The organism is Thalassobacillus pellis (assembly GCF_016908295.1).
Taxonomy (GTDB): Bacteria; Bacillota; Bacilli; order Bacillales; family Halobacillaceae; genus Thalassobacillus; species Thalassobacillus pellis.
On the sequence record NZ_JAFBDO010000010.1, the window covers coordinates 18309 to 31536 of the forward strand.

22 protein-coding genes are annotated in these 13228 nt (G+C 44.6%); all 22 read right to left on the bottom strand.

The annotated features are described in order from the left end of the window. Nucleotides 1–6 precede the first annotated feature (6 nt). Nucleotides 7–369 (bottom strand): 50S ribosomal protein L18, encoded by a 363-nt coding sequence (gene rplR, locus JOC33_RS19670; protein ID WP_205094433.1) that lies wholly within the window; start codon nucleotides 367–369, stop codon nucleotides 7–9. 32 nt (nucleotides 370–401) lie between these two features. After that, a complete protein-coding gene (gene rplF, locus JOC33_RS19675) occupies nucleotides 402–938 on the bottom strand; it encodes a 50S ribosomal protein L6 (RefSeq protein ID WP_205094435.1) in 537 nt (178 codons plus the stop codon). 30 nt (nucleotides 939–968) lie between these two features. Continuing rightward, nucleotides 969–1367 (bottom strand): 30S ribosomal protein S8, encoded by a 399-nt coding sequence (gene rpsH / locus JOC33_RS19680; protein ID WP_205094437.1) that lies wholly within the window; start codon nucleotides 1365–1367, stop codon nucleotides 969–971. Between the two features lie 29 nt (nucleotides 1368–1396). Then, a complete protein-coding gene (locus tag JOC33_RS19685) occupies nucleotides 1397–1582 on the bottom strand; it encodes a type Z 30S ribosomal protein S14 (RefSeq protein ID WP_082411863.1) in 186 nt (61 codons plus the stop codon). Between the two features lie 24 nt (nucleotides 1583–1606). After that, nucleotides 1607–2146, bottom strand: a complete 540-nt coding sequence (gene rplE / locus JOC33_RS19690; RefSeq protein WP_205094439.1) for a 50S ribosomal protein L5 — start codon at nucleotides 2144–2146, stop codon at nucleotides 1607–1609. A gap of 25 nt (nucleotides 2147–2171) precedes the next feature. Next, a complete protein-coding gene (gene rplX, locus JOC33_RS19695; protein WP_205094441.1) occupies nucleotides 2172–2483 on the bottom strand; it encodes a 50S ribosomal protein L24 in 312 nt (103 codons plus the stop codon). 35 nt (nucleotides 2484–2518) lie between these two features. Further along, entirely contained in the window at nucleotides 2519–2887 is a 369-nt protein-coding gene (gene rplN, locus JOC33_RS19700; RefSeq protein WP_205094443.1) for a 50S ribosomal protein L14, read from the bottom strand. A 43-nt stretch (nucleotides 2888–2930) separates the two neighbouring features. Then, nucleotides 2931–3194: a 30S ribosomal protein S17 gene (rpsQ, locus tag JOC33_RS19705; protein ID WP_205094445.1), complete on the bottom strand. Its 264-nt coding sequence runs from the start codon at nucleotides 3192–3194 to the stop codon at nucleotides 2931–2933. 24 nt (nucleotides 3195–3218) lie between these two features. Beyond that, complete coding sequence (gene rpmC / locus JOC33_RS19710; protein ID WP_093046744.1) at nucleotides 3219–3419, bottom strand: 50S ribosomal protein L29; 201 nt, start codon at nucleotides 3417–3419, stop codon at nucleotides 3219–3221. After that, nucleotides 3409–3843 (bottom strand): 50S ribosomal protein L16, encoded by a 435-nt coding sequence (rplP, locus tag JOC33_RS19715; RefSeq protein ID WP_028781720.1) that lies wholly within the window; start codon nucleotides 3841–3843, stop codon nucleotides 3409–3411. The genes rpmC and rplP overlap by 11 nt, the downstream gene beginning before the upstream one ends. 18 nt (nucleotides 3844–3861) lie before the next feature. Beyond that, complete coding sequence (gene rpsC, locus JOC33_RS19720) at nucleotides 3862–4506, bottom strand: 30S ribosomal protein S3 (protein WP_205094447.1); 645 nt, start codon at nucleotides 4504–4506, stop codon at nucleotides 3862–3864. 3 nt (nucleotides 4507–4509) lie between these two features. Continuing rightward, the gene (gene rplV / locus JOC33_RS19725) at nucleotides 4510–4851 is read right to left on the bottom strand and encodes a 50S ribosomal protein L22 (protein WP_205094449.1); all 342 of its coding nucleotides are present in this window, start codon (nucleotides 4849–4851) and stop codon (nucleotides 4510–4512) included. A 19-nt stretch (nucleotides 4852–4870) separates the two neighbouring features. Next, on the bottom strand, nucleotides 4871–5149 hold the full coding sequence (gene rpsS / locus JOC33_RS19730) for a 30S ribosomal protein S19 (RefSeq protein ID WP_205094451.1): 279 nt from the start codon (nucleotides 5147–5149) through the stop codon (nucleotides 4871–4873). A gap of 57 nt (nucleotides 5150–5206) precedes the next feature. Continuing rightward, a complete protein-coding gene (gene rplB / locus JOC33_RS19735) occupies nucleotides 5207–6037 on the bottom strand; it encodes a 50S ribosomal protein L2 (protein ID WP_205094453.1) in 831 nt (276 codons plus the stop codon). Between the two features lie 33 nt (nucleotides 6038–6070). Continuing rightward, entirely contained in the window at nucleotides 6071–6361 is a 291-nt protein-coding gene (gene rplW, locus JOC33_RS19740) for a 50S ribosomal protein L23 (protein ID WP_205094455.1), read from the bottom strand. Further along, nucleotides 6361–6984: a 50S ribosomal protein L4 gene (gene rplD, locus JOC33_RS19745; protein WP_205094457.1), complete on the bottom strand. Its 624-nt coding sequence runs from the start codon at nucleotides 6982–6984 to the stop codon at nucleotides 6361–6363. Before rplD ends, rplW begins: the two co-directional genes overlap by 1 nt. Nucleotides 6985–7006: 22 nt before the next feature. Continuing rightward, nucleotides 7007–7639 carry a 50S ribosomal protein L3 gene (gene rplC / locus JOC33_RS19750; RefSeq protein ID WP_205094458.1) on the bottom strand — a complete coding sequence of 211 codons (633 nt, stop codon included), beginning with the start codon at nucleotides 7637–7639 and terminating at the stop codon, nucleotides 7007–7009. A 33-nt stretch (nucleotides 7640–7672) separates the two neighbouring features. Then, the gene (gene rpsJ, locus JOC33_RS19755; protein WP_205094460.1) at nucleotides 7673–7981 is read right to left on the bottom strand and encodes a 30S ribosomal protein S10; all 309 of its coding nucleotides are present in this window, start codon (nucleotides 7979–7981) and stop codon (nucleotides 7673–7675) included. A 475-nt stretch (nucleotides 7982–8456) separates the two neighbouring features. Continuing rightward, a complete protein-coding gene (locus JOC33_RS19760; RefSeq protein WP_205094462.1) occupies nucleotides 8457–9125 on the bottom strand; it encodes a GPP34 family phosphoprotein in 669 nt (222 codons plus the stop codon). Between the two features lie 185 nt (nucleotides 9126–9310). Then, complete coding sequence (gene tuf, locus JOC33_RS19765; RefSeq protein WP_205094464.1) at nucleotides 9311–10501, bottom strand: elongation factor Tu; 1191 nt, start codon at nucleotides 10499–10501, stop codon at nucleotides 9311–9313. Between the two features lie 129 nt (nucleotides 10502–10630). Then, nucleotides 10631–12709, bottom strand: coding sequence for an elongation factor G (gene fusA / locus JOC33_RS19770; protein ID WP_205094465.1), 2079 nt, complete (start codon nucleotides 12707–12709; stop codon nucleotides 10631–10633). A 45-nt stretch (nucleotides 12710–12754) separates the two neighbouring features. Next, nucleotides 12755–13225, bottom strand: a complete 471-nt coding sequence (gene rpsG, locus JOC33_RS19775) for a 30S ribosomal protein S7 (protein WP_205094467.1) — start codon at nucleotides 13223–13225, stop codon at nucleotides 12755–12757. Between the last annotated feature and the right edge of the window lie 3 nt (nucleotides 13226–13228).

Sequence of the window (13228 nt, forward strand, 5' to 3'; positions counted from 1 at the left end):
TAACGATTAAAATTCCAGGCCGGCTTCACGAGCGGCTTCTGCTAATGCTTTAACACGTCCATGATACAAGTAACCGCCACGATCGAATACGACATTTTTGAAACCATTCTTCTGTGCACGCTCAGCGACAAGTTGCCCGACACGCTTGGCAGCTTCTACGTTGCCTGTGGTATCAAGATCAAATCCATTATCGTTAGTGGATGCGCTCGCTACAGTTGTTTGGCTTTCATCGTCAATCAGCTGCGCATAGATGTGGTTGTTAGAACGGTATACATTCAGACGTGGACGTTCTGCAGTCCCGGTAATGGTACGGCGTACACGTGCATGTCTTTTCTTACGTACCGCGTTTTTATCAGCCTTAGTGATCATCCAGGTCACTCCTTTCTGTTCCCTATTGAACCTTATTTAGCAGTTTTACCTTCTTTACGACGTACATATTCGCCTTCATAACGGATACCTTTACCTTTGTAAGGCTCTGGCGGGCGGATCGCACGGATGTTGGCAGCAACTGCACCAACTAGTTCTTTATCAATACCTTTGATGACAATCTTCGTGTTTGATGGAACATCGATTTCGATGCCGTCACGCTGTTCAACTTCCACTGGGTGGGAATAACCAGCGTTGATAGTTACTTTATTACCTTGCTTTGCCGCACGATAACCTACACCGATGATTTCAAGGCCCTTTTCATAGCCTTTGGAAACTCCTTCAACCATGTTTCCGATCAAGCTGCGTGTAGTTCCGTGCAAAGCACGATGCTCTTTGTTGTCGCTTGGGCGCTCAACAGTAAGAACGTTATCTTCGATTTTAATCGTCATGTCCTCATGGAAAGTTTGTGTAAGCTCCCCTTTAGGACCTTTGACAGTAATTGTGTTGTTATCGTTTTTGATTTCAACACCTTCTGGGATTTCTAATGTTTTAAAACCTACGCGAGACATACTTTTGCACCTCCTGTCTTCTCTTTAGGATTACCAGACGTATGCAAGCACTTCGCCGCCGATGGCCTGCTCACGTGCTTCTTTATCAGTCAATACACCTTTTGAAGTTGATACGATAGCCACGCCCAAGCCGTTAAGAACCTTTGGAAGTTCGTCAGCTTTTGCGTAAACGCGAAGTCCTGGTTTACTGATACGTTTCAGTCCAGTGATTACACGCTGTTCGTTTTGTCCATATTTCAAGAAAATACGTAGTACACCTTGTTGGTTGTCTTCTACATATTCGAAATCACGCACAAAACCCTCACGTTTAAGGATATCAGCGATCTCCTTTTTAACGTTAGAAGCTGGAAGTTCTAGCTTCTCGTGACGTACCATGTTCGCGTTACGAATACGCGTTAGCATATCTGCAATTGGATCTGTCATTGTCATAACTCTTTACCTCCTTCCCTGTCGGGGCTTTACCAGCTAGCTTTTTTGACGCCAGGAATTTGTCCTTTATATGCAAGTTCACGGAAACAAATACGGCAAAGTTTGAATTTGCGTAGTACAGAATGTGGTCGGCCACAACGCTCACAACGTGTATATTCCTGTACTTTATATTTTTGCGGACGTTTTTGCTTTGCAATCATTGATTTTTTAGCCACAATTTTCCCTCCTTTGTTAGCTCACTATTTTTGAAACGGCATGCCAAACTGAGCTAAGAGTTCACGCGCTTCTTCATCCGTGTTCGCTGTAGTTACTACAACGATATCCATTCCACGCACTTTGTTGACCTTATCATAGTTGATCTCTGGGAAAATCAATTGCTCTTTAACACCAAGCGTATAGTTTCCACGTCCATCAAAAGCTTTCTTTGAAATACCACGGAAGTCACGTACACGTGGCAGGGAAACAGCAATCAATTTTTGTAGGAATTCATACATACGCTCGCCGCGCAGGGTGACTTTGGCACCAATCGGCATTCCTTCACGTAGGCGGAAGCCAGCGATTGATTTTTTCGCACGAGTCACCACTGGCTTTTGCCCAGTGATTAGTGATAGTTCTTCAACAGCAGTATCCAGTGCTTTCGCATTCTGAACTGCATCACCGACACCCATATTGACAACGATCTTCTCAACTTTTGGTGTCTGCATGACAGAATCATAATTGAATTTTTCCATCAATGATGGGACTACTTCTTCTTGATATTGTTTCTTTAGTTCGTTCATCGTTTGGCCCTCCTTTCGTCGCTAATTATTTATCTAACGCTTCACCAGATTTTTTAGCGATACGAACTTTCTTTCCGTTTTCTTCCTTGTATCCGACACGAGTTGGTTCGCCGGACTTCGGATCGATCGGCATCACATTAGACACATGGATCGGTGCTTCCTGGTTAAGGATACCGCCCTGTGGATTGTCTTGAGAAGGCTTGGCGTGTTTCTTTACGATGTTGATGCCTTCAACAAGTACACGTTCTTTCTTCGGGTATGCTTCAAGGATAGAACCCTGCTTGCCTTTGTCCTTACCGGAAATGACCATAACTTTATCGCCTTTTTTCACATGCATGCTTGACGCACCTCCTTAACGACACGATTCATTCTTTATAGTACTTCTGGAGCTAGAGATACGATTTTCATGAACTTTTCATCACGCAATTCACGAGCAACCGGTCCGAAGATACGAGTTCCACGTGGTCCTTTGTCATCACGGATGATTACTGCTGCGTTCTCATCGAAACGAATGTAAGAACCATCTTTACGGCGAACACCGCTCTTTGAACGTACGATAACCGCTCTTACTATCTCACCTTTTTTGACAACGCCTCCTGGTGTTGCTTGTTTCACACTAGCAACGATGACGTCACCGATATTGGCAGTTTTACGACCAGAACCGCCCAATACTTTGATTGCCTGGATTTGACGAGCTCCAGAGTTGTCTGCAACTTTTAAACGACTCTCTTGTTGGATCATATCACTGTAACCTCCCTTCGGAATCAATCCGAGCGAACTTTGTTTAGATAATCACTGATTCTTCAACGACTTCGATTAGACGGAAACGTTTCGTAGCGGATAGCGGACGAGTTTCCATGATACGTACGATGTCGCCATTTTTAGCCTGGTTGTTCTCATCGTGAGTTTTGAATTTCTTAGAATATTTAACACGTTTGCCATATAGCTTGTGGAATTTATAAGTTTCGACCAATACCGTAACGGTTTTATCCATCTTGTCAGATACTACGCGGCCTGTGTAAACCTTACGATTGTTACGTTCACTCATATGAGGGTAACCTCCTCTCGACTATTAGTTATTTACGCCTAGTTCCCTTTCGCGGACAACGGTTTTCATTTTAGCGATGGACTTGCGAACTTCACGGATGCGTGCAGTGTTCTCAAGTTGACCTGTTGCCAGCTGGAAACGCAGGTTAAAAAGTTCTTCTTTTAAAGATTTAACTTTTTGTTCAATTTCGGCAGTGGTTAATTCTCTGATTTCATTAGCCTTCATTGATTTCACCACCAATTTCTTCACGTTTTACAAATTTAGTCTTGATCGGCAGCTTGTGAGAAGCAAGACGCAACGCTTCGCGAGCAACTTCTTCAGACACACCGGCAATCTCGAACATGATCTTCCCTGGTTTTACTACTGCGACCCATCCTTCAGGAGCACCTTTACCGGAACCCATACGGACCTCTAGGGGCTTAGCAGTATAAGGTTTGTCAGGGAAAATTTTAATCCAAACCTTACCGCCACGTTTCATGTAACGAGTCATCGCGATACGCGCTGCCTCGATTTGACGGCTTGTAATCCATGCAGGCTCTACAGCTTGCAATCCATATTCACCGAAAGCTACGGAAGTTCCGCCTTTTGCGCGGCCTTTCAAGCTGGTACGGTGTTGACGACGATACTTAACACGTTTAGGCATTAACATAATGCTTTTCCCCCTTCCTTAGTTGTTGTTGGTTTTAGTTGGAAGGATTTCTCCACGATAGATCCACACTTTAACACCCAGTTTACCGTAAGTGGTGTCTGCTTCTGCAGTTCCGTAGTCGATGTCTGCACGAAGTGTGTGAAGTGGTACAGTTCCTTCACTGTAATGTTCAGCACGTGCGATGTCTGCTCCGCCAAGGCGTCCAGAAACTTGTGTGCGGATACCTTTTGCTCCTGCACGCATAGCACGTTGGATAGTTTGTTTTTGAGCACGACGGAAGGAGATACGGTTCTCCAGTTGACGCGCGATATTTTCAGCAACCAATGTTGCATTCAAGTCGGCCTTCTTCACTTCAATAATGTTGATGTGAACCCGCTTGCCAGTAAGACCGTTAAGGGATTTACGAAGTGCTTCTACTTCAGAACCGCCCTTACCGATAACCATACCAGGTTTAGCTGTGTGGATAGTGATATTCACACGGTTCGCTGCACGTTCGATTTCGATCGTAGATACGGCAGCATCCTTCAGACGTTTTTCCACGTATTCACGAATTTTGATGTCTTCATGTAGTAAGTCTGCATAGTCTTTTCCAGCGTACCACTTGGATTCCCAATCGCGGATGACGCCGACACGAAGACCTACCGGATTAACTTTTTGACCCACTGATTATCCCTCCTTCTTTTCTGATACGACCACTGTGATATGACTGGTGCGTTTATTGATTTGGCTTGCACGTCCCATAGCGCGCGGGCGGAAACGTTTCATTGTTACGCCTTCATTAACAAACGCCTCAGAAACATATAGGCTTTCTGGATCTAATTCATAGTTGTGTTCTGCATTAGCGATAGCAGATTTCAATACTTTTTCTACAACCGGAGAAGCGCCACGATGAGTATTATTTAAAATACCGATCGCTTCGCCTACGTTTTTTCCTCGAATCAAATCAATTACAATGCGAACTTTACGAGGAGCAATACGAACGGTTTTTGCAACGGCTTTAGCTTGCATGTAGAGTGCCTCCTCTCAATTAGCGTTTTGTTTTCTTATCGTCGCCAGAGTGACCCTTGAACGTACGGGATGGCGCGAATTCACCGAGCTTATGACCTACCATGTCTTCTGTAACATATACAGGTACATGTTTACGTCCATCATAAACTGCGATTGTGTGTCCGACAAAATTAGGGAAAATAGTAGAACGACGTGACCAAGTCTTGATTACCTGCTTTTTGTCGTCTTCGTTCAATTTCTCAACTTTATTCATCAAATGGTCATCTACGAAAGGTCCCTTTTTTAGGCTGCGACCCATACATAAACCTCCCTTCGTGATTGAGAGACGGGTTTCATCCCCCGTCGTTCAACCCCGTTATTTTTTACGCTTACGAACGATATATTTATCAGTTGGTTTGTTGCGTTTACGAGTTTTAAGGCCAAGAGTCTTCTGTCCCCAAGGTGACATTGGTGATTTACGTCCGATTGGAGCGCGTCCTTCACCACCACCGTGTGGGTGATCACTAGGGTTCATAACAGAACCACGGACAGTAGGGCGCTTGCCTAGGTGACGAGAACGTCCCGCTTTACCGATATTGATCAGCTCATGCTGTAGGTTGCCGACTTGGCCGACGGTTGCACGGCAAGTGCTCAATACCAGACGAACTTCTCCGGAAGTCAGACGAACAAGTGTGTACTTGTCTTCGCGTCCAAGCACTTGTGCCTGGGCACCTGCAGAACGTACCATTTGGCCGCCGCGTCCTGGTTTAAGTTCGATGTTGTGTACGATTGTACCAACTGGAATGTCTTTAAGCTGAAGGGCATTACCTGCCTTGATATCTGCACCTTCACCTGAGATGATTTCATTTCCTACTTCCAATCCTTTTGGAGCTAGGATATAACGCTTTTCTCCATCAACATAATGAATCAAAGCAATGTTGGCTGAGCGGTTAGGATCGTATTCGATCGTAGCAACGCGTCCTGGTATTCCATCTTTGTCACGCTTAAAGTCGATGATACGGTATTGACGCTTATGACCGCCGCCTTGATGACGAACTGTTAATCTACCTTGATTGTTACGGCCGCCACGCTTATGCAGCGGTGAAAGCAAGGATTTTTCCGGCTTGTCAGTAGTGATTTCCACGAAATCAGATCCTGACATACCTCTACGACCATTACTAGTTGGTTTGAACTTTTTAATCGCCATCGTTTTTTCCCTCCTTCACTTGAAAAGTTTTATTTAAACACCTTCAAAAAATTCTAGTTCTTTACTGTCTTCAGTCAAAGTGACAACTGCTTTCTTACGGTCAGAACGGTAGCCGCCATAACGACCCATACGTTTGAATTTACCTTTAAGGTTCAACGTGTTCACACGCTCAACTTTTACACCGAAGATTTCCTCAACGGCATGCTTGATTTGTGTTTTGTTGGCTTTAGGTTCTACCTCAAACGTGTATTTCTTTTCTCCCATAAGGTCGGCAGAGTGTTCAGTAATGACAGGGCGCTTAATGATATCACGTGCGTCTTTCATTATGCAAGCACCTCCCCTGCTTTTTCAGCTGCTTCCTTCGTCAGGATCAGCTTGTCATGCGCTAGCAAATCAAGAACATTCAATTGTTCAACTGTAACAGTCTTCGCAGTAGGAATGTTGTTTGTTGATAGCGTTACGTTTTGGTCATCATCTGCAGTAACGATTAATACTTTCGCATCGACATCCAAAGATTTCAGCATATTAACTGCTTCTTTCGTTTTTGGAGCGTCGAAGGAAAGAGAATCCAATACGATTACGTTCTCGTCGTTTACTTTAGTAGAAAGCGCAGAACGTAGTGCAAGACGACGTACCTTTCTTGGAAGTTTGTAACTGTAGCTGCGTGGTGTCGGACCGAATACTGTTCCGCCGCCAACCCACTGCGGGGAACGGATGGAACCTTGACGTGCACGGCCTGTACCTTTTTGACGCCATGGTTTGCGTCCACCGCCGCTAACTTCAGAACGGTTCTTTACTTTGTGTGTTCCTTGGCGCAATGAAGCGCGCTGCATTACAACAGCTTCATGCAGTACGTGTGTGTTTGGCTCGATGCCGAATACCGCATCGCTCAACTCCACATCGCCTACTTGAGAGCCGCTTTGGTTTAATAGTGCTACTTTAGGCATGACGAATCCTCCCTTCCTTTAATTATTTACTAGCCTTGATTGCACTAGAGATTTTCACATAAGATTTCTTCGGGCCAGGGACGTTACCTTTGATAAGAAGCAAGTTGCGCTCAGCGTCAACTTTTACAACTTCAAGGTTTTGCAATGTCACTTGCTCGTTACCCATTTGACCTGGAAGGTTCTTTCCTTTAAATACGCGCATTGGATCAATTACACCCATCGCACCTGGACGACGGTGATAACGAGACCCGTGTGTCATTGGTCCGCGAGATTGGTTATGACGCTTGATTGCGCCTGAAAAACCTTTACCTTTAGAAGTACCAGTTACATCAATGATGTCTCCAGCCTCAAAAATATCTACCTTAACTTCTTGACCTACTTCATAATCGTCAAGATTTACATTACGGATTTCACGAACGTAGCGCTTAGGGGTGGTATTTGCTTTATCAGCATGTCCTTGCCCAGCTTTGTTCACGCGATTCTTCTTTTGATCAGCAAAGCCCAATTGCAGAGATTCATAGCCGTCGTTTTCGATTGTCTTCTTTTGAAGAACAACGTTCGGTTCAGCTTGAACGACCGTAACCGGGACCAACTCTCCATCTTCAGAAAAGATTTGAGTCATGCCGACTTTGCGTCCTAAGATTCCTTTCGCCATCCGTTACACCTCCTATTAATTGAAAATACTATTTTATAATTTAATTTCGATATCCACACCGGATGGTAGATCCAAACGCATCAACGAATCTACTGTTTGTGGTGTTGGATTGATGATGTCGATTAGACGTTTATGTGTGCGCATTTCGAACTGTTCACGAGCATCTTTGTACTTGTGAACCGCACGCAGTACTGTGTAGATGCTTTTGTCTGTCGGAAGCGGGATCGGACCGGATACACCAGCACCTGAACGCTTCGCAGTGTCCACGATTTTTTCAGCGGATTGATCAAGAATACGGTGATCATACGCCTTCAAACGAATACGAATCTTCTCTTTTGCCATTATTTTCCCTCCTTTTCGCCCATTTTTTAAATAGACTTTCTCCGCGAAAATTCCTCGACGCACCCGCCATGGCAAAGGGGCCGGGTGTGTCAACAACCTTTCGCATCATCGCCTTTTATGACCAACATTATTCATTATATAGAAAAACAGTGATGGATGCAAGACCTAAAACCAAAGGATTTCAGGTGTCCAGCATTTTTCTGCTGTCAGCCATACAATTCCCCATTATACTAAGGTTTTTTGTGCATATCAACCCCTGCTTCCAAAAACATTCACCTTCTGGAAGGCACGCCGTTTATATAGTAGATACTTGCTGTCAGAAGCGGTGAGCATGAAATGATACAGCCAGTCCCCCTTTTATAAAGTTGATATTCCTTCACCATGAAAAAAGCTGTCGATATTTACTCGACAGCCTGATATCCCGTTGAATTGTTTGGGTTATATTTAGAATTTACTTCCGATCATCTTTTTGAAATTAAGAGGTGGAAGTACTAGAAGTCGTGACGATTGTAGTTGTAAGAAGCACAGTCATTACCGTTTGGATATCCTCCAGAACCTGGTGCACAGACTGGGCATAGACATTCGACTTTCTAAGTTCTTTCAGCTTTCTTTGTATTTCCTTATGATTATCTGGATAGAGCTTTCGGTCAAGCTTGCATATTTGAAGCAGGAACGCAAGTGACATCGTACGTTCCGAGAGTACGTCTATATCTTCCTGGAACAAATCCTCTTTCAACTTTTCCAATTGTGTTTGACGATCTTGCGCATCCACAATATGATATTCCTTTGATTTAAAAAGGAATAAAAAAGGCCGTTCTTTTATAATTATTTTATGAGTATAGACAAGGCTTTCCATTACTCTATCAATTAATTCTGTTCTTCCTATCTTTTGAATCACAGATTTAAGTTTCTTGCCATCCATCTCATCGAGTTTAGAAGCATAATGCGAGAGGACTGGAGATTCATAAGTGTTGTCTGCTCTGTTCCATACTATTTTTTTGCTGTGAACACTAATACAATCATCTAAGGCAAATTCCATTAGAACAGCACCAGCCAGAGCATATTGCAATGTCTGTTTACTGACGTTCAACTTTTTAGTTTTCTCGTCGATCGACAGGTAAAGAAGTTCTTCTTGTAAATGCACATTCACCATCTCCTTACCTATCATTACGAACTAAGCTGAAAAAAGTTTCAGATAGATGCAGATAGCTCACTCTGTGTTACGTATGCAAAGCAAACACCCTCTTTTTGATTCCCTGGACCATAAAAAAAAGCTGCCTCGGCAAGTCTATTTCAGACTTGTGAGGCAGCCTCTTTATCTAATCGCTATTACTCAGTGATTTCAGCAACAACGCCGGCGCCTACTGTACGGCCACCTTCACGGATAGAGAACTTAGTTCCATCTTCAATCGCGATTGGAGAGATAAGTTCTACTGTCATTTCAACGTTGTCACCAGGCATTACCATTTCTACGCCTTCAGGCAGTTGGCAAACGCCAGTTACGTCCGTAGTACGGAAGTAGAATTGTGGGCGGTAGTTAGTGAAGAATGGAGTATGACGTCCACCTTCTTCTTTAGATAGTACATAAACTTCCGCACGGAATTTAGTGTGTGGAGTGATAGAACCAGGCTTAGCCAGTACTTGTCCACGGTTGATGTCTTCACGTGCTACACCACGTAGAAGTGCACCGATGTTGTCACCAGCTTCTGCATAGTCAAGAAGCTTACGGAACATTTCAACACCAGTTACAGTTGTTTTCTTAGCCTCTGGAGCAAGACCGATGATTTCGATTTCGTCACCGACTTTAACTTGTCCACGTTCAACACGGCCAGTTGCAACTGTACCACGGCCAGTGATTGAGAATACGTCCTCAACTGGCATCATGAATGGCTTGTCAGTGTCACGTTCTGGAGTTGGGATGTACTCATCCACTGCGTCCATTAGTTCAAAGATTTTAGCTTCGTACTCGTCGTCGCCTTCTAGCGCTTTAAGAGCAGAACCTTTGATTACTGGTACATCATCACCAGGGAATTCATACTCAGTCAATAGATCGCGAACTTCCATTTCTACTAGTTCAAGAAGCTCTTCGTCGTCTACCATGTCTGTTTTGTTCAAGAATACTACGATCGCAGGTACACCAACCTGACGGGAAAGCAGGATGTGCTCACGTGTTTGTGGCATTGGACCATCAGCAGCAGATACTACAAGGATCGCACCGTCCATTTGTGCAGCACCAGTGATCATGTTTTTAACATAGTCAGCGTGACCTGGGCAGTCAACGTGTGCATAGTGACGGTTATTAGTTTCATACTCAACGTGTGCAGTAGCGATTGTGATTCCACGTTCGCGCTCTTCTGGAGCACCGTCAATCATGTCATACGCCATTGCAGTACCAGAGCCTGATTTCTTGTGAAGTACTGTAGTGATAGCAGCTGTCAACGTAGTTTTCCCGTGGTCAACGTGACCAATAGTTCCGATGTTGACGTGGGATTTGGAACGATCAAACTTTTCTTTACCCATTTATAGTTCCTCCTTTAAGTAAATAACAAAGTGTTATTGTTTGCTTTTTTTATATGAAGCCCAGAAGCAGCTATGAGCTGCCTCTTAGCTTACACTATACTTTATACTTGAACTCGTCAAAAAAATCAATTATTGACCAGCATTTTTCTTGATAATTTCTTCAGAGATGCTCTTAGGTACTTCCTCATAGTGGTCAAAGTGCATCGTATATGTTCCACGGCCTTGTGTGTTGGAACGCAACGCTGTTGCATAACCGAACATTTCAGAAAGTGGCACAAACGCTTTGACTACCTGAGCAGCACCGCGGGCTTCCATACCTTCTACACGTCCACGACGGGAAGTTACATCACCCATGATGTCACCCATGTATTCTTCAGGGATGACAACTTCTACTTTCATCAATGGCTCAAGAAGCACTGGGTTACATTTGTTCTTAGCTTCTTTCAGTGCCATGGAAGCAGCAACTTTAAACGCCATCTCGTTGGAGTCGACATCGTGGTAAGAACCATCGTATAGGGTAGCCTTGATATCGACCATAGGATATCCGGCAAGTACACCATTTTCAAGTGATTCTTTAATCCCTTGCTCTACAGAAGGAATGTATTCACGCGGTACGACACCACCGACGATTTTGTTTTCGAATTCAAACCCGGCGCCTTCTTCGTTTGGCTCGAATTTGACCCAAACATGACCGTATTGTCCACGACCACCGGACTGACGTACGAATTTACCTTCGACTTCAGCGGTGGAACGGAACGTCTCACGGTAAGCAACCTGAGGAGCACCGATATTGGCATCTACTTTGAACTCACGACGCAGACGGTCAACAATGATGTCAAGGTGAAGTTCACCCATCCCTGCGATGATTGTCTGACCTGTTTCTACGTTCGTTTCCGTTTGGAAAGTAGGATCTTCTTCTGCCAGTTTGCCTAGAGCAACAGCCATTTTGTCCTGGTCGGCTTTTGATTTCGGTTCGATAGCAACAGAGATAACTGGTTCAGGGAATTCCATGGACTCAAGGATAACAAGGCTTTTCTCGTCACATAATGTGTCACCAGTACCTGTATCTTTCAATCCTACTGCCCCTGCGATATCTCCGGCATAAACCGTTGAAATCTCTTCACGGGAGTTGGCGTGCATCTGCAGGATACGTCCTACACGCTCACGCTTATCCTTCGTGGAGTTCTTCACGTAAGAACCGGAGTTCAATGTTCCGGAATAAACACGGAAGAACGTCAGCTTACCGACATAAGGGTCTGTTGCGACCTTGAATGCCAAAGCAGAGAATGGTTCGTTATCATCCGCTTTACGGACAACTTCTTCTTCTGTTTGAGGCACATGACCTTCAATTGGAGGTACATCCAATGGGGATGGAAGGTAATCGATGACACCATCGATCAACAGCTGAACCCCTTTGTTTTTAAAGGCAGAACCACAGAAGACAGGGTAGAAATCAACACTTAGAGTCGCAGTACGGATTGCCGCTCTCAACTCATCATTTGTCAATTCTTCCCCTTCAAGATACTTCATCATCAGCTCTTCATCAAAGTCAGCTACCGCTTCAATCAGTTTTCCACGGTACTCTTCTGCCTGCTCTTTATGCGTGTCTGGGATCGGACGGGCTTCTGCACGAGTGCCCAGATCATCCAAGTAGTAGTATGCTTCCATAGTCACCAAGTCAACGATGCCTTCGAAGTCATCTTCTGCACCAATTGGAAGCTGGACAGCCGCTGCATTCGCGCCTAGTCGATCCTTCAACGTGCCTAAAGAGTAGATGAAATCTGCGCCGATTTTATCCATTTTGTTGACGAATACGATACGTGGTACTCCGTATGTTGTCGCCTGGCGCCAAACAGTTTCTGTTTGAGGCTCAACACCAGATTGCGCATCAAGTACTGCAACAGAGCCATCAAGCACACGCAGGGAACGTTCAACTTCAACAGTGAAGTCTACGTGTCCTGGTGTATCGATGATGTTAATACGATGACCTTTCCATTGAGCAGTCGTCGCTGCAGACGTGATGGTGATCCCACGCTCCTGCTCCTGTTCCATCCAGTCCATCTGGGAAGCACCTTCGTGAGTTTCCCCAATTTTGTGGATACGTCCTGTATAGAAAAGGATACGTTCAGTAGCAGTTGTTTTACCGGCATCGATGTGGGCCATGACACCGATATTACGCGTTTTCTCCAAGGAGAATTCTCTAGCCATGAATCTTTCTCCTTCCTGAATGTAAGTTTTAGGATTCGTTGGTTATTACCAGCGATAGTGAGCGAATGCTTTGTTCGCTTCTGCCATTTTGTGCATATCTTCGCGTTTTTTCACTGCTGCACCTGTGTTGTTTGCTGCGTCTAATACTTCGTTAGCAAGGCGTTCTTCCATCGTCTTTTCACCGCGCAGGCGGGAATAGTTTACAATGAAACGAAGACCTAGTGCTTGACGTCGTTCCGGGCGTACCTCAACTGGTACCTGGTAGTTAGAACCACCCACACGACGAGCGCGAACCTCAAGTACTGGCATAACATTTTTCATTGCTTGTTCGAAAACTTCCATAGGGTCGTTACCGCTACGTTCCTGAACAAGATCGAATGCTTTATATAGAATCTTTTGGGCTTTACCGCGCTGTCCGTCAACCATGATCTGGTTGATCAAACGAGTAACAAGTTTAGATTTGTAAAGCGGATCTGGCAACACATCACGCTTAGCTACTGGACCTTTACGTGGCATATG